Annotated in this window: 14 protein-coding genes and 3 tRNA genes; 9 read left to right on the forward strand and 8 right to left on the reverse strand. The window is 69.6% G+C overall.

The genetic code is table 11. The features are described 5' to 3' along the window. Positions 1–67 precede the first annotated feature (67 nt). A complete protein-coding gene (locus NFR49_RS00530; RefSeq protein WP_251157763.1) occupies positions 68–355 on the reverse strand; it encodes a nucleotidyltransferase family protein in 288 nt (95 codons plus the stop codon). Positions 356–598: 243 nt separating this feature from the next. On the opposite strand from NFR49_RS00530, the gene NFR49_RS00535 reads away from it, so the two are divergent. After that, on the forward strand, positions 599–2,689 hold the full coding sequence (locus NFR49_RS00535; RefSeq protein WP_251157764.1) for a DUF4012 domain-containing protein: 2,091 nt from the start codon (positions 599–601) through the stop codon (positions 2,687–2,689). 176 nt (positions 2,690–2,865) lie between these two features. Beyond that, positions 2,866–6,084: a hypothetical protein gene (locus NFR49_RS00540; RefSeq protein ID WP_251157765.1), complete on the forward strand. Its 3,219-nt coding sequence runs from the start codon at positions 2,866–2,868 to the stop codon at positions 6,082–6,084. 674 nt (positions 6,085–6,758) lie between these two features. Here NFR49_RS00540 and NFR49_RS00545 read toward each other — a convergent pair. The 7 genes from NFR49_RS00545 to NFR49_RS00575 all read right to left on the reverse strand — a co-directional run bounded on the left by NFR49_RS00545 (position 6,759) and on the right by NFR49_RS00575 (position 12,209). After that, positions 6,759–7,661, reverse strand: coding sequence for a ketose-bisphosphate aldolase (locus NFR49_RS00545; protein ID WP_251157766.1), 903 nt, complete (start codon positions 7,659–7,661; stop codon positions 6,759–6,761). A 63-nt stretch (positions 7,662–7,724) separates the two neighbouring features. Then, positions 7,725–8,822, reverse strand: coding sequence for a PTS fructose transporter subunit IIC (locus NFR49_RS00550; protein ID WP_251157767.1), 1,098 nt, complete (start codon positions 8,820–8,822; stop codon positions 7,725–7,727). Between the two features lie 44 nt (positions 8,823–8,866). Beyond that, on the reverse strand, positions 8,867–9,172 hold the full coding sequence (locus NFR49_RS00555; protein WP_135977680.1) for a PTS fructose transporter subunit IIB: 306 nt from the start codon (positions 9,170–9,172) through the stop codon (positions 8,867–8,869). Positions 9,173–9,345: 173 nt separating this feature from the next. Beyond that, a complete protein-coding gene (locus NFR49_RS00560; protein ID WP_251157768.1) occupies positions 9,346–10,221 on the reverse strand; it encodes a MurR/RpiR family transcriptional regulator in 876 nt (291 codons plus the stop codon). A gap of 369 nt (positions 10,222–10,590) precedes the next feature. Beyond that, a complete protein-coding gene (locus NFR49_RS00565; RefSeq protein ID WP_251157769.1) occupies positions 10,591–11,613 on the reverse strand; it encodes a diacylglycerol/lipid kinase family protein in 1,023 nt (340 codons plus the stop codon). A 354-nt stretch (positions 11,614–11,967) separates the two neighbouring features. Then, positions 11,968–12,041: transfer RNA gene (locus NFR49_RS00570), tRNA-Gly, on the reverse strand. A 91-nt stretch (positions 12,042–12,132) separates the two neighbouring features. Further along, positions 12,133–12,209, reverse strand: a tRNA-Pro gene (locus NFR49_RS00575). A 151-nt stretch (positions 12,210–12,360) separates the two neighbouring features. On the opposite strand from NFR49_RS00575, the gene gdhA reads away from it, so the two are divergent. The 7 genes from gdhA (at position 12,361) to NFR49_RS00610 (ending at position 23,022) form a co-directional block, all read left to right on the forward strand. After that, positions 12,361–13,692: an NADP-specific glutamate dehydrogenase gene (gene gdhA / locus NFR49_RS00580; protein ID WP_251157770.1), complete on the forward strand. Its 1,332-nt coding sequence runs from the start codon at positions 12,361–12,363 to the stop codon at positions 13,690–13,692. A 170-nt stretch (positions 13,693–13,862) separates the two neighbouring features. Beyond that, complete coding sequence (locus NFR49_RS00585) at positions 13,863–17,816, forward strand: YDG domain-containing protein (protein ID WP_251157771.1); 3,954 nt, start codon at positions 13,863–13,865, stop codon at positions 17,814–17,816. 80 nt (positions 17,817–17,896) lie between these two features. Beyond that, positions 17,897–17,982: transfer RNA gene (locus NFR49_RS00590), tRNA-Leu, on the forward strand. Between the two features lie 180 nt (positions 17,983–18,162). Further along, a complete protein-coding gene (tig, locus tag NFR49_RS00595; RefSeq protein ID WP_251157772.1) occupies positions 18,163–19,479 on the forward strand; it encodes a trigger factor in 1,317 nt (438 codons plus the stop codon). A 74-nt stretch (positions 19,480–19,553) separates the two neighbouring features. Next, positions 19,554–20,174 (forward strand): ATP-dependent Clp protease proteolytic subunit, encoded by a 621-nt coding sequence (locus tag NFR49_RS00600; RefSeq protein WP_251157773.1) that lies wholly within the window; start codon positions 19,554–19,556, stop codon positions 20,172–20,174. A 3-nt stretch (positions 20,175–20,177) separates the two neighbouring features. Next, a complete protein-coding gene (gene clpX / locus NFR49_RS00605) occupies positions 20,178–21,515 on the forward strand; it encodes an ATP-dependent Clp protease ATP-binding subunit ClpX (protein WP_251157774.1) in 1,338 nt (445 codons plus the stop codon). Between the two features lie 100 nt (positions 21,516–21,615). After that, a complete protein-coding gene (locus tag NFR49_RS00610) occupies positions 21,616–23,022 on the forward strand; it encodes an aminopeptidase (RefSeq protein ID WP_251157775.1) in 1,407 nt (468 codons plus the stop codon). Positions 23,023–23,050: the final 28 nt, after the last annotated feature.

Raw genomic sequence — 23,050 nt, forward strand, 5'->3', positions numbered from 1 at the left:
GGGGCTCCTTAGAGTCAAAGGGCTAACGCTATCGGTCATCCGCTTGGGTGGTGCCCCGAGGTAGTTGTCAAGCTTCTTCATACAGCACCCGCCCGTCCCGGGCCACGGCGTCTCGGAGCTCCTGGGACACCGGCCCATCGAGGTTCACCACGTCCACCTGGAGGAGCGACCACAGGTCTTCCTGCAGCGTCTCCTCAAACCCGGGGAAGTCGGGGCACCCCTCAACGGCAAGGTCGATGTCGCTCTTTGGCAGGTTGGTCCCGCGGGCGCGGGAGCCAAACAGCGTGACTCTGCCCACGCCAGCCGCCTCGGCCAGCTCGGCGATCTGCCTGTAGACCTGCTCGATGGGAACCACGGCGCCTCCTTCTGACACCATGGTAGGGGAACGGGGGATGGGGGAAGGCGCAGAGGGGGCGGAGGGATCCTCGCAACTTTCCCGCTATCTCTGACGTCCGGATGAAACCGCCCCTCGTTGCCCGCCCGGCACCCCCACCGCTGTAAACTGATGGCACCTGGGCCGCCGGTGGCGGCCCTTCCAGGCGGGCCCACAACCGCTGACCCAACTGCATAGCCGCCAAAAAGACCGAGGAGGATCTTCGTGGCAAAGCACTTCAGGCAGCCCGGCGGGCAACCGTCCGCCGGGGGCCGGGACAACCGTGGGCCCGAGCGACAGAACCCCTATCTCTCCACGTCCCAGCAGGGCGGGCAGCCTGCGCCGCAGCCGCAGCCGTCCCGGCCGCAGCGGCCACAGCAACGGCCCGATCCCGAGCCCCGGCAGGCGGGGGAGGGCCGCACGTCCCGTCGCGGGCCCGCGCCGGCCCCTGCGCAGGAGTCCTCCGAGTGGCCGGCGCTTCCCAGCGACTTCGCCATCCCGGTGGAGGACCACGATGTCCCGTCGTCCACGGACCGCGGGAGCGAGGTCGTACGCGTCAAGCGCCGCCGCCGTCGCAAACGTGCCTGGCCCAAGATCGCGCTCGTGGTGGTGGTCGCGCTCGTGGTGGTCTGCGGCATCTGCGGCGCTGTCCTCGTCAACGACGCCCGCGGGCTGCGCGACGACGCCTCCTCCCTCATGAGCCAGGTGGACGAGTTCTCCAAGGCCGCCACCTCGGGCGACTCCGACGCCGTAAAGCGCTCCGCCGCCTCCATCGCCGGCAGCGCCCAGGCCATGCACCGCACCACCGAGGGTCCCATCTGGGCCGCCGCGCAGTTTGTGCCGGTGCTGGGAACGGACGTCCGGCAGGCCCGTGAGCTCTGCTCCTCCCTGGACGACCTGGCCACCAACGGCATCGTGCCCCTGGGCGACGCCCTCGCCGGCGTCAACCTCAAGAACCTCGTGGGCAACGGCGGTACCGTGGACATCCCCACGCTCCAGCAGCTCATCCAGGCCCTGGGCGTGATGCAGCAGCCCCTGGGCACCATGGCCTCCACGCTCGACTCCATGGAGCCCTTCCACATCGGCCAGCTCAACACGCTGCTGGACAAGGCCCGTCCCATGGTGGACAACGCCAACCGCCTGGTGGGGGAGGCCGGCAACGTGCTGCCCGTGGTCCCCGGCATGCTGGGTGCGGACGGCCAGACCAAGACGTACCTGGTGCTGGCCCTCAACAACGTCGAGACCAACGCCGGCGGCGGTTTCCCCGGCGCCTGGGGCGTCATGCACGTCACGGACGGCAGGATCGAGCTTGACGACAACTTCCAAGCATTCTCGGGGCGCCGTGACGGCGACACCGGCGTGGACGTGACCGACGAGGAGGTCTCCGCCCTCAACATGGGCGGCGCCAAGGAGAACCCCGCTGTCACCCTGGCCACGCCGCAGTTCCCCCGTGCCGCGTCCATGGCGGCCCAGGCGTGGCTCCGCTGGAACGGTCAGGCGGTCGACGGCGTCATCGCTGTGGACCCGGTGTTCCTGCAGTCGCTCCTCGCCGTGACCGGCCAGTCCGTGGACGTCGAGGGCATCCACGTGGACGGCTCCAACGCCGCCACCGTGCTCATGCACGACACCTATTGGAACTTCCCGGTGGAGGCCCAAGACCCGTTCTTTGCCGCGGTGGCCAGCTCGTCCTTCAAGGCGGTGCTGTCCGGCCTGGGCGACGTTGACATGGCCAAGCTCGGCGAGGCGCTCGTGAAGGGCGCCGAGACCCGCGACCTCCAGCTCTGGATGGCCGACGAGGCCCAGCAGGCCGCCATCGAGGCCCTGGGCGTGAGCGGCAAGCTGTCCCAGGACCCGGTCTCGCCGGTGCTGGGCACCTACACCACGGACTACACCTGGTCCAAGATCGACTGGTACCTGAACATGAGCACCGTCGTGGGCGACCCGGTGAAGAACGCCGACGGCACCACGTCGTACCAGGTGACCACCACGGTGACCAACACCATGACCCCCGAGGAGGCCGAGACCGCGCCGGACTACGTGACCGGCGCCAACACGAGCCTCAAACGGAGCAGGGGTGACATGGTCACGGGGCTCTTCCTCTTTGCCCCGGCCGGCGGTTCCATCTCGGACGTGCATGGCGAGGGCGGCGTCTTCACCGCCACGGAGGGCTCGGTCTACGGGTTCGACGTCTGGAACTGCCAGCTCAACGACGGCCCGCAGGAGACCACCACGATCACGTACACGGTGACCACGTCTCCCCAGGCCACGCAGCCGCTGACGGTGCAGCGCACACCCGCGGCCCGCAGCTTTGACTGAGCGGCGCAAAGAGCGATGTGACAGGGGTCGTCCCGAGCGGGGCGGCCCCTTTTTTGTGCGGGCGCGCTCCTGCCAACGGCTCCGCAACGGTTCACGCCGTGTCCCACCTGCCTTTCTGAGGGTTTTCCTACGGTAGTATCTGAATGGAAAAAACTGCCCTCTACACAGGAGAGACCATGGACCGTCCCGCCGCCCGCGCCCGGCGCGCTGCCGTTCTCGCCGCCGCCCTCGTCGCCCTCCTGACGCTCGCTGCGGCGCCCTCACCGGCCCTCGCCCAGGCCACGCCGCCCCCTGCCGACGCCAACCACCGCCAGCTGGTCCTCGTCGTGCGCTTTGCAGACGACGCCACCGGCGACGGCGAGACCGGCCTCAACGCCCCGTACCCCTACGGCGACGCCTACCGCACGCGGTGGGAGAGTGTGCTCCGCGACCTCAACGGCGAGGTGACGTCCAAGACCTCCTCGCAGTCGCTCTACAGCTACGTCAGGGCCGTCTCGCTCGGGCGGTGCCGCCTGGCGTCCGTGACGCCGCAGCACGACGACGCCACCGGCCGCGTGGCCTACCTCACGCTGCCGGGCCCCCGCGGGTCCTACGGCGCCTCGGAGTCCGTGGCCGCGGCGGCCGTCTCCTCGTTCAACGCCGCCTACCCCTCCTTCGATGCCTCGTCGCTGGACGGCGACGGCGACGGCATGGCCGACAACGTCCTCGTCGTCCCCGAGACCGGTAGCACGGCCCCCGCCGTGGGCGACCCGTGCTGGCCGCGCCATGCCACCCTCGGCACGCCCATGGGGCTCGGCGCCTCGTCCGTGCGCGCCTTCGGCTACACGCTCGTGGACACCTCGCACCTGCTGGGCGTGGGTACCGTGGCCCACGAGACGCTCCATGTCTTTGGAGCCCGCGACCTCTACCGCGGCGGCGGCGAGGGCGTCTCCCAGGGGCGCGACGTCGCCGTGGGCGTGTGGGACATCATGGCCCAGCACGGCGGCTCCCGCCTCATGTGGCCGCTGGCGGTCACGCGGCAGGACTGCGGCTGGACCACCGTCGAGACCGTGGGCGCGGGCACCTACACTCTGCACGCCGCATCGTCCGGCCAGCGTCAGGCCGTGGCCGTGCGCTCCCCGCTGTCCGACAGCGAGTACTTCGTCCTGGAGTACCGCCGCGCCAACACCGACATAGCCGACCTCTCGGCCCTGGACACCTCCATGGAGGGGTCGCCGTCCACCATCGGCGGGTCGGGGCTGCTTGTGTACCGCGTGAACCCCGGTGCCAAGGCCGAGGGCAACAAGGGGCAGGCGGACTACGTGTACCTGTTCCGCGACGGCGAGACGGGCGGCCCCCGCGGCGACGGCGTGGGCGACGTGCGCCACTGCTACCTGAGCCTGGGCGGTCGCGAGGGCCTGGGCTCCGACGACCTCTCCGCCGGGCTCGCCGACGGCGCCATCACGCTGTCCGACGGCCAGAACTCGGGCATCCAGGTGCAGGTGACCGGGCAGACCGACGACTCCGTGACCTTCTCCGTGACCGCGCCCACCGCGTCCGAGGCCGGTCTCTGGACCCGCGCCACCGATGCCTCCGGTGCGTCGCCGCTGCCCTCCTCCGGCGTCGCGGCGAGCAGGGTCGCGGCGGCGGACTCCTCGGTGCTCCAGGCCGTGCAGGTGGGCGTTGGCGGCGGCGCCAAGGTGTCGGCCGCGGTCTTCGACGGCTCGCGCTGGGGTGCGCTCGGCTCCGTGGCCACCGGCTGCGACCTCAAGGACACGGCGGCGTACGGCTCCGACCGCTATGTGCTCGCGGCCTCCTACGGGTCCCCCAACCGCTTCACGCTCTACGGGCAGACCGGCGCCGGCCCGTGGTCCGCCGTGGCCTCGGTGGGCGCGTCCGGCAACGGGGGAGCGGTCTCCGTGGTGGGCGGCACGGTGTACGTGCTGGTGGAGGACGGCGGCGTGCAGGTGTACCGGCTCGACGGCACGCGCCTCTCGGCCGTGGGCGGCAAGATCCCCTGCGGCTACGTGGCGGCGCTCGCCCTGGTGGACGTCGGCGGCACGCCGGCCGTGGCGGTCTCTGACTTCTCGGCGTCCAGCACGGGCGTGTGGCGGCTCTCCGGCTCCACGTGGGGCCGGGTGTGGAGCAGGTCCGGCGCCGTCAACGGCCTGAGCCCGGCCTTTGTGGGCGGCACCGGCTACCTGTACGTGAAGGGGCAGGACGGCTCCGGCGGCATCGTGGCCGTGGGGGCGTCGGGCACGCCCGCGTACACGGCCCTGCCCGCCGCGGTCCCGGCGGCCCTGGAGGGATCGCTGACGGCGAGCGGCGGGTCGCTCTACCTGGCGCTCTCCGCGCAGTCGGGCAACGCCGTGACGGTGTGGAGGGCGTCGGCGTCGCACCTGGGCTCCTGGGAGCAGGTGGGCGCCCGGGTGGTGGGCTCCTCCACCGAGGTGGGCGCGGCCGCCGCCGGTACCCGCGTGTACGCCGGGACCGTGGGCGGGGGAGCGGCGGCCCTCCGCTGGCGCGACGTGGGCACCGCCGCCGAGAGGCCGCAGGTGCCCTCCGAGCCCTCCAAGCCGCAGGACCCGCCCAAGCCCACGGCGACGGCGCTGACCGCGGTGGCGGTCCAGGGCGGCGCGCGCACGTGGAACGGGGGCGCCCACACGCCGGCCGTCACGGTGCGGGCGGGCGGCGCCGTGGTGCCGGCGACGGGCTACACGGTGAGCTATGCCGACAACGTGTCGGTGGGCACGGCCACCGTGACGGTCACGGGCCGCGGGCAATACAACGGCACCGTGCGAGCGACCTTCTCCATCGTGGTCGGCAAGGCGGGATGGGTCACCGTCGACGGCGTGCGGCGCTGGTCCACCGGCAGCGCCTGGGGCTCCGGCTGGCTCACCACCGGAGGGCAGACCTACTGGCTCCGCGGGGCCGGCAACCCGTACGGGCCGGCGGGGTCGGTGGCCACGGGGTGGCTCACGGTGGGCGGCCAGACGTACTTCCTGCGTCGCAGCGACAACCAGTGGGGGCCCAAGGGGTCCATAGGCACCGGGTGGCTTGACGACGGAGGACAGCGCTACTTCCTGCGGCGGGCCAACAGCCCCTACGGGCCCAAGGGCTCCATCGGCACCGGGTGGCTCGACGAGGGCGGGCAGCGCTACTTCCTGCGCCGTGCGAGCAGTCCCTATGGGCCAAAGGGTTCCATTGGGTCGGGCTGGCTGAACGAGGGCGGCAGGCGCTACTTCCTGAGACGCGCCGGCAGCCCGTGGGGGCCCAGGGGATCGCTGGGCTACGGCTGGCTCACCGACGGCGGGAGGCGCTACTACCTAGGCCGTCCCAGCGGCGCGGCGCTCACCGGCAGCCACGTCATCGGCGGCAGGCTGTACCGCTTCAACGGCGCGGGCGCGCTGGTGTAGGGGAGGGGGCGGCCGCCGGGCTGCGGGCTGCGGCCGTTGGGTTGCGGCTGGCGTTCGGCCGGCTTGCCGCATGGACCCGCCGCGGCCAGCGTTCGACCCGCTTGCCGCCTCGACCCGCTCGCTATCCCGGCCCGACCATGCCAAAGCGCCTTCCGGCATGGGTTTGCTCCTCTCGGCCCCCATCGAACCCCTCGGAACCCATGCCACAGCCGGCTTTGGCATGGGTTTCTGGTTCTCGCCCTCCTCCACGCCCATGTCACAGCCAGCTTTGGCATGGGTCCTGCCTTCGAGCCCCTCCCAGTCCCATGCCAAAGCACGTTTCGGCATGGTGCTCCTGCGATCGCGGACGGCATTTCTGGTCGTGGGGCCGTTCTCGGGCCGCACCGCCGTGGCACCCGGTTGGAAATCGGGGTTTCGGACGGCGCCTTTGGCCGCGGGACCGTACTTTCCGGCCTGAAATCTCGATTCCGGGCCGTTCTCGACAAGGGAGCAGGTCCGAGGGTCCCCAAAACCGGCCTGGAATCGCGATCTCGGACGCCCCCGACGCCCCCGCGCCCGACCCACCCCGCGCTGTCCCTGCTCCGCGCCCCTCGCCCCGCCCCACGCAAAAGGCCCCACGCGCCGTGTTCTCGGCACGCGGGGCCCGTCCGTCCAGGCGGGATGTCGTGCGGCTCCTACACCAGCGCCTGCCTCCACTGGGGCGTGCACTGGGCGCGGTACACGGCGGCCTTGCCGCAGCTGTCCAGGAGCTCCATTTTCTGGGTGAGGACCTCCTTGGCCGCGTCAATGCACTCCGGGAACAGGTTGTTGGGGTCCCAGCCGGAGCCCTCGCGGCCCAGCACCTCGCGGGCCTTCGCAAAGAAGGCGCTCTTGTAGTCGCTGGAGATGTTCACCTTGGAGATGCCCAGGCGCACGGCCTCGGCGATCTCGGAGTCGGGGTTGCCCGAGCCGCCGTGCAGCACCAGGGGCACGTCCACCACGTGGGTGATCTCCTCGAGCACGTCCATGCGCAGCTTGGGGGTCACGCCCTTGGGATAGAGGCCGTGGCAGGTGCCGATGGCCACCGCGAGGCTGTCGATGCCGGTCTCCTCCACAAACCGCTTGGCCTTGGCGGGGTCGGTGTAGATGACCTCGGTCATGCCGCCCTCGATGGAGGTGCCGGTGTCGCCGATGGTGCCGAGCTCGCCCTCCACCGACACGTCCACCATGTGGCTGTAGCGCACGACCTCGGCCGTCTTGGCCACGTTCTCCTCAAAGGGCAGGGACGAGCCGTCGATCATGACGGAGGAGAAGCCGTCGTGGATGGCGCGCATGCAGCTCTCCACGGAGTCGCCGTGGTCCATGTGCAGGACAAAGGGCACGGGGCTGTTGGCGATGCGGGCGATGACGTACTTGAAGAAGTCGTCCTTGCAGTAGTCGAGCTCCGTGGGGTGCACGGCGATGATGGCGGGGGCGTCGTTGGCCTCGGCGGCCTCCACCACGCAGCGCACGAGGTTGGACTCGCTGATGTTGAAGGCGCCCACGGCAAAGTGGTTGTCCTTGGCCACGGAGAGCATCTGGTTCATGTTGACGAGCATAGGGTTTCTCCTAACGGGTCTTGCGGTACGGGTCGGTTCCTGACGGGTGGTGCGCGGTGTGCGCTACGAGAGCTTGAACTCGGAGAGGTCGAGCTCCTCCTCCTCGAAGTTGCCCTCGTGGTCGACGGTGTCGGGGTCGATGCGCTTCTTGAGGAGGAAGAGGATGGTGCCGGTGACCAGGGTGCCGGCGAGCAGCGCCAGCACGGCTACGAGGGGCTGGCTCATGGCGGGGATCACGAAGACGCCGCCGGAGGGCACGGGGCTCGCGTTGCCAAAGAAGAAGCTGATGGCGCCGCACACACCGCAGCCGATGGACGTGGCGGCGACGGTGCGCACCAGGTCGTTCATGGCGATGGGGATGACGCCCTCCGAGATCATGCAGAGGCCCATGGGGAAGGCCACCTTGATGTTCTCGACCTCCTCGTTGTTGAAGATGGGCTTGTGGAACCACTTGGAGAAGAGCCACGCGAGGGTGACGCCGAAGGGCGGGACCATGGCGGCGAGCACCTTGATGCCCTCGGGCTCCATGATGCCGTCGGCCAGCAGGCCGTCGCAGATGAGGTTGGGGACCTTGGAGATGGCCCCGCCGTAGTCGATGCAGCCGATGAAGCCGATGATGAAGCCGTAGGCGAGCTTGGCGGACTGGTCGAGGCCGACGATGAAGTCGTTGAGGGCCTGGGTGAGGGCCATGACCGGCTCGCCGATGACGAAGAGCATGATCAGGGCGCCGAGGATGGCGGTGATCGTGGGCACGATCATCATGGGCATGAGCGCCTGGGCCCACTTGGGGACCTTGAGGTAGGTCACCAGCGCCAGGGCGATGTAGCCCGCGATGAAGCCGCCGATGAGGCCGCCCAAAAAGCCGGTTCCCAGGAACGAGGCGATCATGCCCATGAGGAAGCCGGGGGCGAGGCCGGGGCGGTCGGCCAGGGTGTAGGCGATGTAGCCCGAGATGAACGCGGGGATGAGCCCCATGCCGAAGACGCCGACGGTGGTGAGGGCGTCGGGCACGGTCATGCCCTCGAGGCTCTCCACGTTGCTGCCGCCGCAGAGGTTGCCGATGGCGATGAGGAGGCCGGAGGCGACGATGAGGGGCAAAAGGTAGCTGATGGCGGTGAGGACCGGTTGCTTGAACTGGACCTTTATCTTCTTTGAAGCCATGGTGGGCCTTTCTCGTACGGGAAGGTAAGGGTCGGGGCGGTCTCCTAGAGCTCCGCCTGGATCTTCTTGAGCACCTGGCGGGGCGCCTTGATGGCGATGTCGGTGGGGATCTCCATGACGCGCTTGCCCTCGAAGCGCTCGCGGCCCTCGATGTGCACGTCCACGGCCAGAAGCACGGCGTCGGCCTCGGCGATCTGCTCGGGCGTGAGCTCGTTCTCCACGCCGATGGTGCCCTGGGTCTCGATGTGGATGTCCACGCCGAGGTCGTCCGCCGCGTTCAGGAGCGCCTCCCTCGCCATGTAGGTGTGGGCGATCCCGCTGCAACAGGCACAGATTCCGACGATCTTCATGGTTCTCCCTCCAACGGTCCTTGGGGCCGGGCGGCCCTGTGTGCTTGCTGAAACTGTGTTTCATTATGCAGAAGAGAATGAAACAACGTCTCAGAACGGGCCTGAGGACCGCCAGCGGTAGGTTTCAACCGGTGAGCGTTGGATTGTATTCAGTTAGTGATAAAGAGGGGAAATCAGCTCATCGTGGGCGTCGACATCTTGTCGCGGCCCAGCGACTTGTGCTCCATGCGGGCGTGCTCGAGCGCCTGGCTGCGGCCGGCCATGACGAGGAGGAAGAGCGCCTCCACCACGAAGTCCGCCGAGATGTGCGACGAGAACTGGCTGCTCGAGAGGGCGTGGTCGCGCGACACCGTGTGGAGCACGCAGTCGGCGCGCGGGGCGAAGGGCGCGGCGGGGTTGGAGGTGACGAGCACCACGGGGGTGGAGCTGTCCTCCGCGTTGTCGAGGATGGTCTCGAGGCGCCGCGAGTACCCGGACGACGAGACGAGCACGAGCACGTCGGTGGGTCGGAGGGAGAGCGAGGCCAGGATCATGGACTCGGTGGTGGCGGGGCACTGGCAGCGGACGCCGATCTGCCCGAGCTTGAACGCCAGGTTGGCGCAGACGGGGATGGAGTTGCCCACCGCGGCGAACACCACGGAGTCCGCGTTCTGGACGAGGTCGACCACCCGGGAGACGACGGCGGGGTCGAGCCCGCGGGCCGTGGCGCGGAGCTCCGAGACCTTGGTCTCGAGGATGAGCTCGAGCGACCCCGACACGTCCGCGGTGGAGACCGACGCGGCGGCCGGCGTCCTGGACCCGTCCGCGCCCTCGCCCTCCTCCGCGGCGATGGTCATGCGGAGGTCGGAGAAGCTGTCGAACCCGATGTGTCTCACAAAGCGCGAGACCGTGGCCGCGGAGGTGCCGCTGCTCTCGGCTATCTCGCGCACGGAGAGGAACGGCACGCGGCTCACGTTGCGCACCACGAAGTCGGCCACCTTGGCCTCGGTGCCGGGGAGGCGGTCGTAGGCGCCGCAGATGATGTCGATGGCCGACTGACGTTCTCCCATGGTGTGTCCCTCCCTTTTCTCCCTGGCCCCCATCATAGCGGCAGCGGGGGAGGGGCGGCGTCGGGCCCGGGGCGGCTGGCGGCGCCGGGTTGCCGGCGGCGCTTGTCGCCGCTCATCCGCCTGTGGTGTCGTCCCCGCTCGTCCGTCCGGCCGTCCGGAAATCGCGGTTGCAGACGGTGCCTTTGGTCCCGGGGCCGGCCTTTTTGGCATGGAATCGCGATTTCATGCCGCTCTCGACGAGGACGGCGAGCCAGGAGGTCTCGGAACCGGCCTGGAATCACGATTTCAGACACCGGCACCCGCCGACGAGAACCACCGACGAGTCCCGCCGCCGAGTCCCGCCAGCCCCGCCGGCGAGAGCCGTCCGCCCTACTCGCCCCGCAGCTTGCCGGCCAGCTTGGAGCCGAGCAGCCCTTCGGTCACGCTGGGCTTGTCCACCGTCACCGGGTCGGGGTGCCACTCAAAGGAGTTGGGGACCAGCACCTCGAGCGCGCCGGGCTCGCAGCGCACGTCGAAGACCTTGCCGTGCAGCGGCTCGCCGTCCACCTGGGCCGGGGGTTCCTCGTCAAACTCCACGCGGAGGCGGGAGAACGGCGCGATCTCCACCGCGTCCGAGCCGGCGTGCATGCCAAAGCGCGCGCCGGTGAACAGCGCGAGCGTCGCGGCCCTGCCCGGGATGCGCACGTTGCGGCAGAGGTCCAGCCTGCCGTCGACGGGGGAGGCCTCCGGGCACACCTTGAACCCGCCGCCGTAGGTGGGGCCCACCTGGCAGGCGAAGATGATCTCCCGGCCCTCCGTGCGCGGCCCGCCGTCCACACGCATCTCGTAGTGCCAGCCGTCGCTGTGCTCGGAGAGGATGCGGTAGCCGCTCTTGGCGAAGAGGCGCGTTCCGCTGAGGCCGTTCCTGGCGCGCGTGTCCATGGTGTCAAGGGCGATGGCGGCGTCCAGGCCAAAGGAGCAGGTCTCGCAGAAGTACTCCCCGTTGACCACGCCCAGGTCCAGCGCCACGGCGGTGCCGTTGGTCACCTGGCCGAGGCTCGCCATGGGGTCGTTGAGGGCCATGTGCAGGGTGCGGCCGTAATCGTTGCCGGAGCCCATGGGTATGACGCCCAGGCGCGGGCGCTTGGGCTTGGGCACCGCCATGAGGCCGTTGACGACGTCGTGGACCACGCCGTCGCCGCCGAGGGCGATGACCGTGTCGTAGCCGGACGCCTTGGACGCGTGCCTGCGGGCGTCGCCGGGCTTCTCGGTGCGCACCACCTTGAAGCCGGAGGTGGCGTTGTCGTAGCTCTGGAGGAACCGCTCCACGAAGTCCGCGGCGCCGGCCCCCTTGCCGCTGTGGGCGGCGGGGTTGGCGATGACGAGGGTGCGTCCGAGTCTGCTCTGGGTCATGGTTGCTCCGGGTCGGTGGGCCGAGGGTCGCGCCGGTGGCGCACGCCCCATGCTACCCGTCTGCGCCGCCCGTGCCGGGCGGGTTTGCCCGGGCACCCGGAAAAGGCGGGCAGGCATGCCTTGCGCGGGTGCCGCTGTGCGTGTCATGTGACAGCGGTGCCCGACCCATCTGTCACTTGCTCTATTGCGCCGTTGATGGCATGCGAAGGACGCGGCAGCCGTCGGGGGAGGCGGGTGCCCCGTCCCCCACAGTTGGGACAAAAGTGCCCGACCATTGGGACAAAAGTGTCCGGGTGTTGGGACAGGGCCACGAGAAAGGGCGCCCCGCTGCCGGGACGCCCCACGTCTGTCGTATGGAGCGGGCGACGGGAGTCGAACCCGCCTCATCAGCTTGGAAGGCTGAGGTTCTACCGATGAACTACGCCCGCAAACAAAAGCAGTATAGCCTACGGCGGGCCGCGTGGGCCCATGAAGGGCAGAGCGGGCGCCGGGCCATGGACCCGACGCCCGCGCGTCTTCTGGTCGGGGCGACTGGATTCGAACCAGCGACCCTCTGCTCCCAAAGCAGATGCGCTACCAAGCTGCGCCACGCCCCGTCAGGTCCATGAGTATAGCGCGGCCGTCGGCGCCCGGCCGCCGTATCCATCCTGTTACCGGAAGCCGGGCGCTGCCGCAGGCCCATTTGGCCCCTCCCTATGCTCAGATAAGCGTTTCCCAGGCCCCAAGCCTTGCTTCGAGAGGAGCCCCATGTCTTATACAGAGCGTGTCATCGGCGAGCTCAAGACCCGCTACGCCGACCAGCCCGAGTTCGTCCAGGCCGCCACCGAGGTCCTGGAGTCCATCGAGCCCGCCGTCTCCGCCCACCCCGAGTACGAGGCCACCGGCTTGCTCGAGCGCATCGTGGAGCCCGAGCGCGTGGTCATGTTCCGCGTCCCCTGGGTCGACGACGAGGGCAAGGTCCAGGTCAACCGCGGCTTCCGCGTGGAGTACAACAGCGCCATCGGCCCCTACAAGGGCGGCCTGCGCTTCCACCCGTCTGTGAACCTCGGCATCCTCAAGTTCCTGGGCTTCGAGCAGATCTTCAAGAACGCCCTCACCGGCCTGCCCATGGGCGGCGGCAAGGGCGGCTCCGACTTCGACCCCAAGGGCAAGTCCGACCGCGAGGTCATGGCCTTCTGCCAGTCGTTCATGACCGAGCTCCAGCGCCACATCGGCCCCGACACCGACGTGCCCGCCGGCGACATCGGCGTGGGCGGCCGCGAGATCGGCTACCTCTTCGGCCAGTACAAGCGCATCCGTGACCAGTTCTCCGGCGTGCTCACCGGCAAGGGCCTCTCCTTCGGCGGCTCCCTCTGCCGCACCCAGGCCACCGGCTACGGCCTCGTCTACTTCGTCGACACCCTGCTTGCCGACAAGGGCGACTCCCTCGATGGCAAGACCGTGGTGGTCTCCGGCGCCGGCAACGTGGCCATCTACGCCATCGAGAAGGCCCAGGCCCTCGGCGCCTCCGTGGTCACCTGCTCCGACTCCTCCGGCTGGGTCCACGACCCCGACGGCATCGACGTGGAGCTCCTCAAGGACGTCAAGGAGCGCCGCCGCGAGCGCCTCACCGCCTACGTGGAGGCCCGTCCCGGCGCCACCTACCACGAGGGTCGCGGCGTGTGGTCCGTGCCGTGCGACGTCGCGCTGCCCTGCGCCACCCAGAACGAGCTCCTCATCGACGACGCCAAGGCCCTCGTGGCCAACGGCTGCAAGGTGGTGGGGGAGGGGGCCAACATGCCCACCACCCTCGACGCCACCCAGTACCTCATCGCCAACGGCGTGGCCTTCTGCCCCGGCAAGGCGGCCAACGCCGGCGGCGTGGCGGTCTCGGGCCTCGAGATGAGCCAGAACTCCGAGCGCCTCTCCTGGACCTTCGAGGAGGTGGACTCCCGCCTCAAGGGCATCATGGAGAACATCTACGCCACCGCCTCGGCGGCGGCCGAGGAGGCCGGCGCCCCCGGCAACCTCGTGGTGGGCGCCAACTGCGCCGGCTTCCTCAAGGTGGCCGAGGCCATGTACGCCCAGGGTGTCGTGTAGGCGCCCCGCATCCAAGGGACCTTCTGGCGCCCCGGTCATCCGGGGCGCTTTTTTGTCCCTATACGGTCCGTTCCTTTCCGTTGAATTCAGACTGAGTTCAGAGTACCGTGATGGCGATAGTCGCTTTTTGGGACCGACGGCCCCTCCGGTGGAAAGGAAGGCGCATCGCCATGGACAGCACCCGTCGTCGCTGGCTCTCGTTTCTCGTATCGGCCCTCATGGCCGTCTCCATGGTCCTTCAGCCCGTGAGCCGCGCCTGGGCGGCGGAGGCCGCGGTGCGGGCGGGCGCCGACTCCCAGCCCACCCTCACCATCGTGGCCGGTGCGGCCACCCCGGTCTCGCCGGGCTCCACCACCTACACCTTCCCGCACCTCACCGTGACCAACAGCGACCCCACCCGCGACATCAAGTCGATCACGGTGCAGTTCACCTCGGCCATCACGGACAAGGACGCCATCACCCTCACGGCCGACGAGGCCAACGGCTTCGTGACGCTCGCCACCAACAAGCGCGGCAACCAGTCGGCCAACAACGATGCCGGTGCCTCCGCCGAGGAGTGGAGTCGCTACCTGCGCGAGCACCTCACCATCACCCTGGGCGACTCGGTCACCACCAAGAGCCTGCGCATGATCGCCAACTTCGACCCGGTGCAGAGCCTCTACGACTACAACTCCGCCAACGGGCACTACTACGAGACGGTGAAGGCGTCGGGCGCCTCGTGGGAGGCCGCCTTCAAGGCCGCCTCCGCCAAGAAGTACATGGGCATGCAGGGCTACCTCGTCACCATCACGAGCCAGCAGGAGCACGACTACGTCTACACCATGATCGGCGAGAACTGCTGGATGGGCTCCACCTGCCTCGATGCCTATACGGGCCCGGTGAAAGACACCTACAAGGACTTCTACGCCGAGCACGGCATCAACATCCCCGCGAGCACCATGCCGGGCAACGCCTATTACTTCTGGGTCTGCGGCCCCGAGGCCGGCAAGCTCGTCACCTACGGCCTGACCACGCCCCACGCCGCCCCCGACCCCGTGCCCGACCCCTCCAACAACTACAGCCCCACCATCTACACCAACTGGGCCTCCGGCGAGCCCAACAACGCCAACGGCGAGCAGTGCATGCACTTCTACACCTCCCAGCAGGGCCGCTGGAACGACTTCTCCAACACCAACGCCTCCTGCACCGCCTACGTCATCGAGTACGGCGGCATGGAGGGCGACGACGACAGCGGCGTGGGCGACGGCGACGGTGACGGCGACGTGGACGTGGACGTCTTCGTGAAGGTGGACATCGACGTCGACCCCTCCGGCAAGACCATCACCACCGAGGCCTACGACATCTTCTACGGCAGCCCCGTCGACATCCGCGACAACGTCAACGGCGACACCAATATCACCACCACCGACGTGGCCTCCGGGACCGCCGCCCCGGCCGAGGTCACCCATACCTACGCGGTCTACGACCCCGACTCCGACGCCGCCGGCTCCGACGGCTACCGCCCCGCGCTCCCCACCGAGCTCGACCGCGACGGCAACCCCTACGCCGTGGGCCGCTACAAGGTGCTCACCCACGCCGTCTACGCGGTGCAGCCCGACGGCGATAAGACCCCCTACGTCACCAAGGAGGCCTCCTTCCAGATCAAGCCGCTGCCCATGAGCGTCACCCCCGCCGACCCCGAGGTGGGCAAGCCCCTGGAGTTCGAGGAGGGCGACACCGTCCCGGTCTACAACCCGGAGACCGGCGAGCTCGAGGACAGGCCGGTGGACCGCACCTACTACGAGCGCGACCCCGAGAAGGACCCCTCCGACCCCGACGCCTGGGTGCCGGTGCCCCCCTCCAAGCTCGACCCCGAGACCGGCGAGCCCATCCATGCGGGCGACTACAAGGTGGAGGTGGCGCCCCCCGACGGCGCCGAGGGCATCTTCGAGCCCGTGGAGACCGAGTTCACCATCGACCCCAAGGAGATCGACCTGTCCGACCTCGTGGTGGACGAGCCCTTTGACCCCGACCCCTCGGTCTCCGACACCGACGACGCCACCAACCCCGCCGACGTCCCCTTCATCTACAAGAAGGTCTACGACGGCACCACCGACTACGACACCTCCAAGGTCAACGTCGCCGGCTTCGTGCTGCCCGGCTCCGGCGTCTCGGTGACCTGCGACGGGGGAGAGTTCGACTCGGCCGCCGTGGGTGCCACGCGCACCATCGAGCTCACCGGTGTGGAGCTCACCGGCACCTGGGCCGGCGACTACACCATCAAGGGCCTCGCCGACGGCACCGTGTCCGTGCCGGCGGTCATCGTGCCGCGCCGCCTCGTGGTGACCCCGCGGTCCTCGGTGGTGGTGGGCAAGGCGGGCGAGCCCCTCGTGGACGGCCTCAAGCGCCCGGTGGCCTACAGCAGCAACGAGGACGTCCATGACAGCGCCGACCTCCCCTGGACCGAGAACATGCTCGCCCCGGTGGACGCCAACCGCCTGGGGTCGTCCCTCGACTCCATCCTGGGAGACGCCACCTACACCTGCCGCCGCGACTCCGACGGCCTCGAGCTCGACCCGGACGACCCCGCGGCCGGCGTCTACACCCTGAAGGTCTACTTCTCCAACCTGGGCGCCGCCCCCGAGGCGGCCGCCGCCCAGGACCCCGCGGCCGATGGGGCCCCGGAGGAGGCGGCTCCCGAGGGCCCTGCGGCAGACGATGCGGCCTCCGACCAGACGGCGCCTCTCGACGGCGAGGTTCTCGACGGGGATGCCCTGGACGAGGAGGTCCTCGCCCCGGCCCCCGTGCCGGTGGAGACGGCCGTCGCCGCAGCCGGTGACGTGGCCGCCACGGTCGTGGGCGCCTCCGGCGCCGCCGACAGCGACGATTCTGCCGACGCCGCCGACGATCCCGCCGACACCGACGCCGACACCGCCGAGGGGGCGGTGGTCTCCCAGGCGGCCTTCGAGGGGAAGGGCACCTTCAGCTTCGCCCCGCTCTACCGCGGCGGCGCCGCCACGCGCCTCGCATCCTGGACCCCGGAGCAGGCCCAGCGCGCCCTCGCCAACTACACCGTGGAGGTCCGCGAGGCCAAGGTGATCGTGTCGGCCGACCCCTCCGACCCCGACGAGCAGCAGAAGATCAAGGAGGAGCTGGAGAAGCAGGGGGCCGCCATCCTGGAGGGCACCTACAACCGCGTGGCCGACAAGGACGCCGAGCCCGTGGGCCCGGGCACCCTCTCCGACCTCCTCGACCGCACCTTCCCCGGCACGCTGCCCGGGGGCACCACCCCCTCGATCCTCATCGTCAAGGACGGCGAGACCGTCCCCTCCATCGACCCCACCACCCCGGGCACCTACACCGTGGTGGCCACCTACCAGCCGTCCGACCCCACCCAGCCCCCCACCGTGGTGAACCTCACCTACACCGTTGAGAAGCCGGCGCCCAGGCACGAGGTGGTCTCCGACGAGACCGGCACGCTGCCCGAGGGCCCCGGGCCCTTCGGCCCCGACGTTTTCGTCGACCTCGTGGAGCGCGAGCACGGCGACAAGGTGCCCGAGGACGCCGAGCGCACCGTGACCATCACCCGTGACGGCGAGACCGTGGACGCCGTGGACCCGTCGGTGCCCGGCACCTATGTGGTGGAGGTCACCTACACCGACCCCGACGGCAACGAGACGGTCTTCCGCACCACCATCGTGGTGCCCGAGCCCGAGCGCCCGGGCCCCCAGGGCTCCACGGTCATCGAGGGCAACCCCTCCATCGACCTCGGTTCGGGGCCTGTGACCAAGGACGACATCGAGGCCATCCTGGCCGACCGCTACGGCAGCCGGCTCCCCGACGGCGTGCGCCCCACCATCCGCATCCTCCTGAACGGGTCCGAGGTGGACGCCATCGACCCCGCGGTCCCCGGCACCTACGAGGTGGTGGCCGTCTACCAGCGCCCTGACGGCAGCACCGTGACCGTGCGCTTCACCGTCACCGTGGGCTCCGGCACCGAGGGGTCCGCCACCCTGCCGACCACCGGGGGCGCCCGTGGGGCGGTCCCGGCCACCGGCGACGTGCCGTCGCTCGTGGGCGCCGCAGGGCCCGCCGCCGTCGCCGCTGCGGCCCTCACCGCCTGGGTAGCCCGGCGCCGTAGGTAGCGCCGTCGGACCTCGCGCTCCCCACGGGCCCCGGTCGCCTTCGCGGCGGCCGGGGCCCGTCTGATAGAATGCCGTTCCATGCGGGCGTGGCGGAACTGGCATACGCGCTGGATTTAGGTTCCAGTGGACCCTGTCCATGGAGGTTCGAGCCCTCTCGCCCGCACCATTGCGCGCAACCGGCCCCCGGCGCGCACCGGGGGCCCGCCGCGGCCGGGGCCTTTGTGGAGCGGCCGCCCCCTTTTTTGACGTTGGCGTCCACTTGGCGCACAATGTACCTCCGTGAAGCTAGGTGCATTCTGGCACCCGGGTAGCCGCATGGCGCGGCAAAGACTTTTCAGGAGGAACGTTGAACATCACCGTCACCGCAGGGGATCCCGTCGATTCCAAGCTTTCCGCAGATGTCACCATCCCCGCCGACGACGTGAACAAGGCCGTCGCCAAGGCCTATAAGGACATTGCCAAGCGCTACAACTTCCAGGGCTTCCGCAAGGGCCGCGCCCCGCGCCCCGTCATTGACGCCGCCGTGGGCCGCGAGGCCGTGATGGCCGACGCCACCAACGCGCTGCTCTCCGCCGCCGAGCCCCTCGTGCTCAACGAGCTCGACGTCGTGCCCGTGGGCGACGTGGACTTCGGCGAGGACCTCGAGCCCGCCCAGGAGAAGCAGGACTACGCGGTGAAGGTCACCGTCAACCTCATCCCCGAGGCCGAGCTCAGCTCCTACGACCCCGTCGCCATCTCCATGCCCCCGGCGGACGCCACCACCGCCGAGATCGACCAGCAGCTCGACGTCCTCATGGGCTACCAGGCCCGCTTCGAGGACGCCGACGGCGACCACGCCGTGGTCTCGGGCGACTTCGTGAACGTGGACGTCGAGGACATCGAGAACGGCGAGCGCCTCGCCGGCGAGAACCGCATGCTCGCCACCGGGGCCGGCATGCTCCCCGAGGCCCTCGAGGAGGCCCTCGTGGGCATGAAGCCGGGTGACGAGAAGGAGGTCGAGTTCACCCAGGGCGAGGGCGACGACGCCCAGACCGTCAAGATCAAGGTCAAGGTCAACGACATCAAGGTCAAGGTCGTGCCCGAGCTCACCGACGACTTCGCCAAGGACGTCTTCGGTTTCGACGGCCTCGACGCCCTGCGCGACGCCGTGTCCATCGAGATCAAGGGCGACAAGGACCGCAACCTGCCCGCCCTCAAGGAGGAGCGCGCCGTCACCGAGCTCGAGAAGCGCCTCGAGATGGAGACCGTGCCCGAGGACTACGTCAAGCAGGTCCACGACGAGATCGCCCGCCAGTTCGTCTCCGACCTCCAGGCCCAGGGCCAGACGGTGGACTCCTTCCTCCAGATGCGCCACATCACCATCGACCAGCTCCTGGCCGACCTCCAGCTCCAGGCCACCGAGCACGCCCGTCAGTCCATCGCCCTCGACGCCCTGGCCAAGCACCTCGCCATCGAGGTCACCGACGACGACGTCAAGGCCGAGTTCTCCGATGTCTACGACTCCGACAAGGCCGTGAAGAAGGCCATGAAGGAGTTCACCGAGTCGGGCCAGATGCCCGCCGTGCGCCAGACCATCCGTCGCTCCAAGGCCGTCTCCTGGCTGCTCGACAACGCCCAGGTGACCGAGGTCGACGAGATCGCCGAGAAGCGCGCCAACAACTAAGACAGTCCCGGTCATGGCGGTCGGGGGCCCCGGTCCGGGGCGCCCGACCGCCTTATCGGGAGGAAAGGTGCGACATGACCCACAGGCCCACCAACATCCCGAACATCCCCTACGTCATCGAGCAGACCCCCCGCGGGGAGCGCTCCTACGACATCTACAGCCGCTTGCTCAACGACCGCATCGTGTTCCTCGGCGAGCAGGTGGACCCCAACTCCGCCAACCTGGTGATCGCCCAGCTCCTGCACCTCGAGAGCCAGGACCCGGACAAGGACATCGCCCTCTACATCAACTCGCCGGGTGGCGACATCTACTCCGGCCTGGGCATCATCGACACCATGAACTACATCAAGCCGGACGTCTCCACCATCTGCGTGGGCATGGCCGCCTCCATGGGCGCCATGATCCTGGCCTCCGGCGCCAAGGGCAAGCGCTTCGCGCTGCCCAACTCCATGGTGCTCATCCACCAGCCCTCCAGCGGCGTCCAGGGCCAGCAGACCGACATCCGCATCGTGGCCGAGGAGACCAGCTACCTGCGCAAGCACCTCAACCAGATGCTCTCCGACGCCACGGGCCAGCCCTTCGACCGCATCGAGGCCGACACCGAGCGCGACAACTACATGCGCGCCCAGGAGGCCCTCGAGTACGGGCTCGTCGACAAGGTCATCACCAGCCGCGCAGACGCGAGCGAGGACTAGCCTATGAGCGACTTCGAGAAGGGCAACGGCGACGGCGAGCTGCACTGCTCGTTCTGCGGCAAGAGCCGCGACCAGGTGGACAAGCTCATCCAGGGGCCCGACGGCGTCTACATCTGCGACGAGTGCGTGGAGACCTGCTCCGACATCATCAACGAGGCCGAGCAGCTCGACGGCCCGGAGTCCCCGGCCGGCATGCTCATCGACGAGCTGCCCACCCCGCACGAGATCTACGACGAGCTGTCCCAGTACGTCATGGGGCAGGAGGACGCCAAGCGCGCCATGGCGGTGGCCGTGTACAACCACTACCGCCGCATCATGACGGGCGCCCCCGACGCCGCCCCGGCGGACGACCGCCTGTCCTTCGGCGCGGCGGCCGCGGCCGACGACGGCGAGGACGAGGTGGAGCTCGCCAAGAGCAACATCCTGCTTCTGGGGCCCACCGGCACCGGCAAGACGCTCCTCGCCCAGACCCTCGCGCGGTTCCTCGAGGTGCCCTTCGCCATCGCCGACGCCACCACCCTCACCGAGGCCGGCTACGTGGGCGAGGACGTGGAGAACATCCTGCTCAAGCTCATCAACGCCGCTGACGGCGACGTCGAGCGCGCCCAGGTGGGCATCGTCTACGTGGACGAGATCGACAAGATCGCCCGCAAGGCCGAGAACTTCTCCATCACCCGCGACGTCTCGGGCGAGGGCGTGCAGCAGGCCCTGCTCAAGATCCTCGAGGGCACGGTGGCCTCGGTGCCTCCCCAGGGCGGCCGCAAGCACCCCCAGCAGGAGCTCATCCAGATCGACACCACCAACATCCTGTTCATCTGCGGCGGTGCCTTCGTGGGCCTCGACAAGATCGTGGCCGACCGCATCGGCAAGAAGGGCATCGGCTTCGGCTCCGACCTGGGCACCCGCGTGGAGGAGTCCGAGGACGAGCTCATGGCCCAGGTGAGCCCCCAGGACCTGCACAAGTTCGGCCTCATCCCCGAGTTCATCGGCCGCATCCCCGTGGTCACCAACACCAAGGAGCTCACGGAGTCCGACCTCGTGGACATCCTCACCGAGCCCAAGAACGCCCTGGTGAAGCAGTACCGACGGATGTTCGAGATCGAGGGGGTCCAGCTCGACTTCGAGCCCGACGCCCTGACCGAGATCGCCGCCAAGTCCCTCGAGCGCGGCACCGGCGCCCGCGGCCTCAGGGCCATCTGCGAGGCCACCCTCCAGGACACCATGTTCGACATCCCCTCCGAGCCCGACGTCGTGCGCGTTGAGGTCACCAAGGAGTCCGTCGACGGCCTCGAGCAGCCCCGCCGCATCTCGGCCGAGACGGCCCGCCACCTGGCGGGTTAGCCACCCACACCGCATCGTACCCGGGGCGGCCCCTCCCGCAGGACGGGGGAGGGGCCGCCCCTGCCACCGAACGTCGAGCACAGAGAGAAAGGCACCCACCATGGAACGTCCCTGCGCCTGGAACCGCTATGACGACGGGCAGCTCGCCGACCTCGAGTCCCTCGCCGCCGACTACCGCACCTTCATCTCGGAGAACAAGACCGAGCGCGAGTGCGTGGCCGCCGCCGTGCGTCTGGCCGAGGCCGCCGGCTACACGGACCTCGCCGATGCCGTGGCCGCCGGCCGCGCCGTCAAGCCGGGCGACCGCCTCTACGTGAACACCCGCGGCAAGGCCCTCACGCTGTTCTGCGTGGGCACCGAGCCCATCGAGGCCGGTATGGACATCCTGGGCGCCCACGTGGACTCCCCGCGCCTGGACGTCAAGCAGAACCCCGTGTACGAGAAGGCCGACCTTGCCTTCCTCGACACCCACTACTACGGCGGCCTCAAGGCCAACCTCTGGGTGGCCACCCCGCTGGCCATCCACGGCGTCGTGGCCAAGAAGGACGGCTCCGTGGTGCCCGTGGTCGTGGGCGAGGACCCCGCCGACCCGGTGTTCTGCATCTCCGACATCCTCATCCACCTCGCCCAGGAGCAGATGAAGAAGCCCATGGCCGAGGCCGTGGAGCACGAGAAGCTCGACGTCATCGTGGGCGGCCGGCCCCTCGTGGACGGCTCCGGCGACGATGACGACGCCAAGGGCGAGGCCGTCAAGGGCCTGCTGCTCCAGATCCTCGGCGACCGCTACGGCATCGAGGAGGAGGACCTCCTGTCCGCCGAGCTCGAGGTCGTCCCGGCCGGTCCCGCCCGCGACATGGGCTTCGACCGCTCCATGATCCTGGGCTACGGCCACGACGACCGCGTGTGCGCCTACACGTCCCTCCGCGCCATGCTCGACGTCGAGGCGCCGCGCCGCACCTCCGCCTGCCTGCTCGTGGACAAGGAGGAGATCGGCTCCGTGGGCGCCACCGGCATGGACGCCCTCTACTTCGAGAACGCCGTCGCCGAGCTCATGGAGCTCGCCGGCGAGGGAGGGTCGCTGCGCTTGCACCGCGCCCTGGCCAACTCCCGCATGCTCTCGAGCGACGTCTCCGCGGGTTTCGACCCGGCCTACGCCGACCGCTTCGAGGAGAAGAACTCCGCGTTCCTCGGGCGCGGCCTCTGCTTCAACAAGTACACGGGGTCCCGCGGCAAGAGCGGCTCCAACGACGCCGACGCCGAGTACGTGGCCCAGGTGCGCGCCATCATGGACGGCGCCGACGTGGCGTTCCAGACCTGCGAGCTCGGCCGCGTGAACGCGGGCGGCGGCGGCACCATCGCCTACTTCATGGCCCACTACGGCATGGACGTCATCGACTCCGGCGTGGCCGTGCTGTCCATGCACTCCCTCTGGGAGGTCGTCTCCAAGGCCGACGTCTTCGAGGCCTACCGCGGCTACAAGGCGTTCCTGGAGTGCCCGGAGGCCTAGGCCCCGGACCCTCCCGCACCACCCGCAT

The sequence above is a fragment of the Caniella muris genome (assembly GCF_943193035.1).
Classification (GTDB): Bacteria; Actinomycetota; Coriobacteriia; order Coriobacteriales; family Atopobiaceae; genus Granulimonas; species Granulimonas faecalis.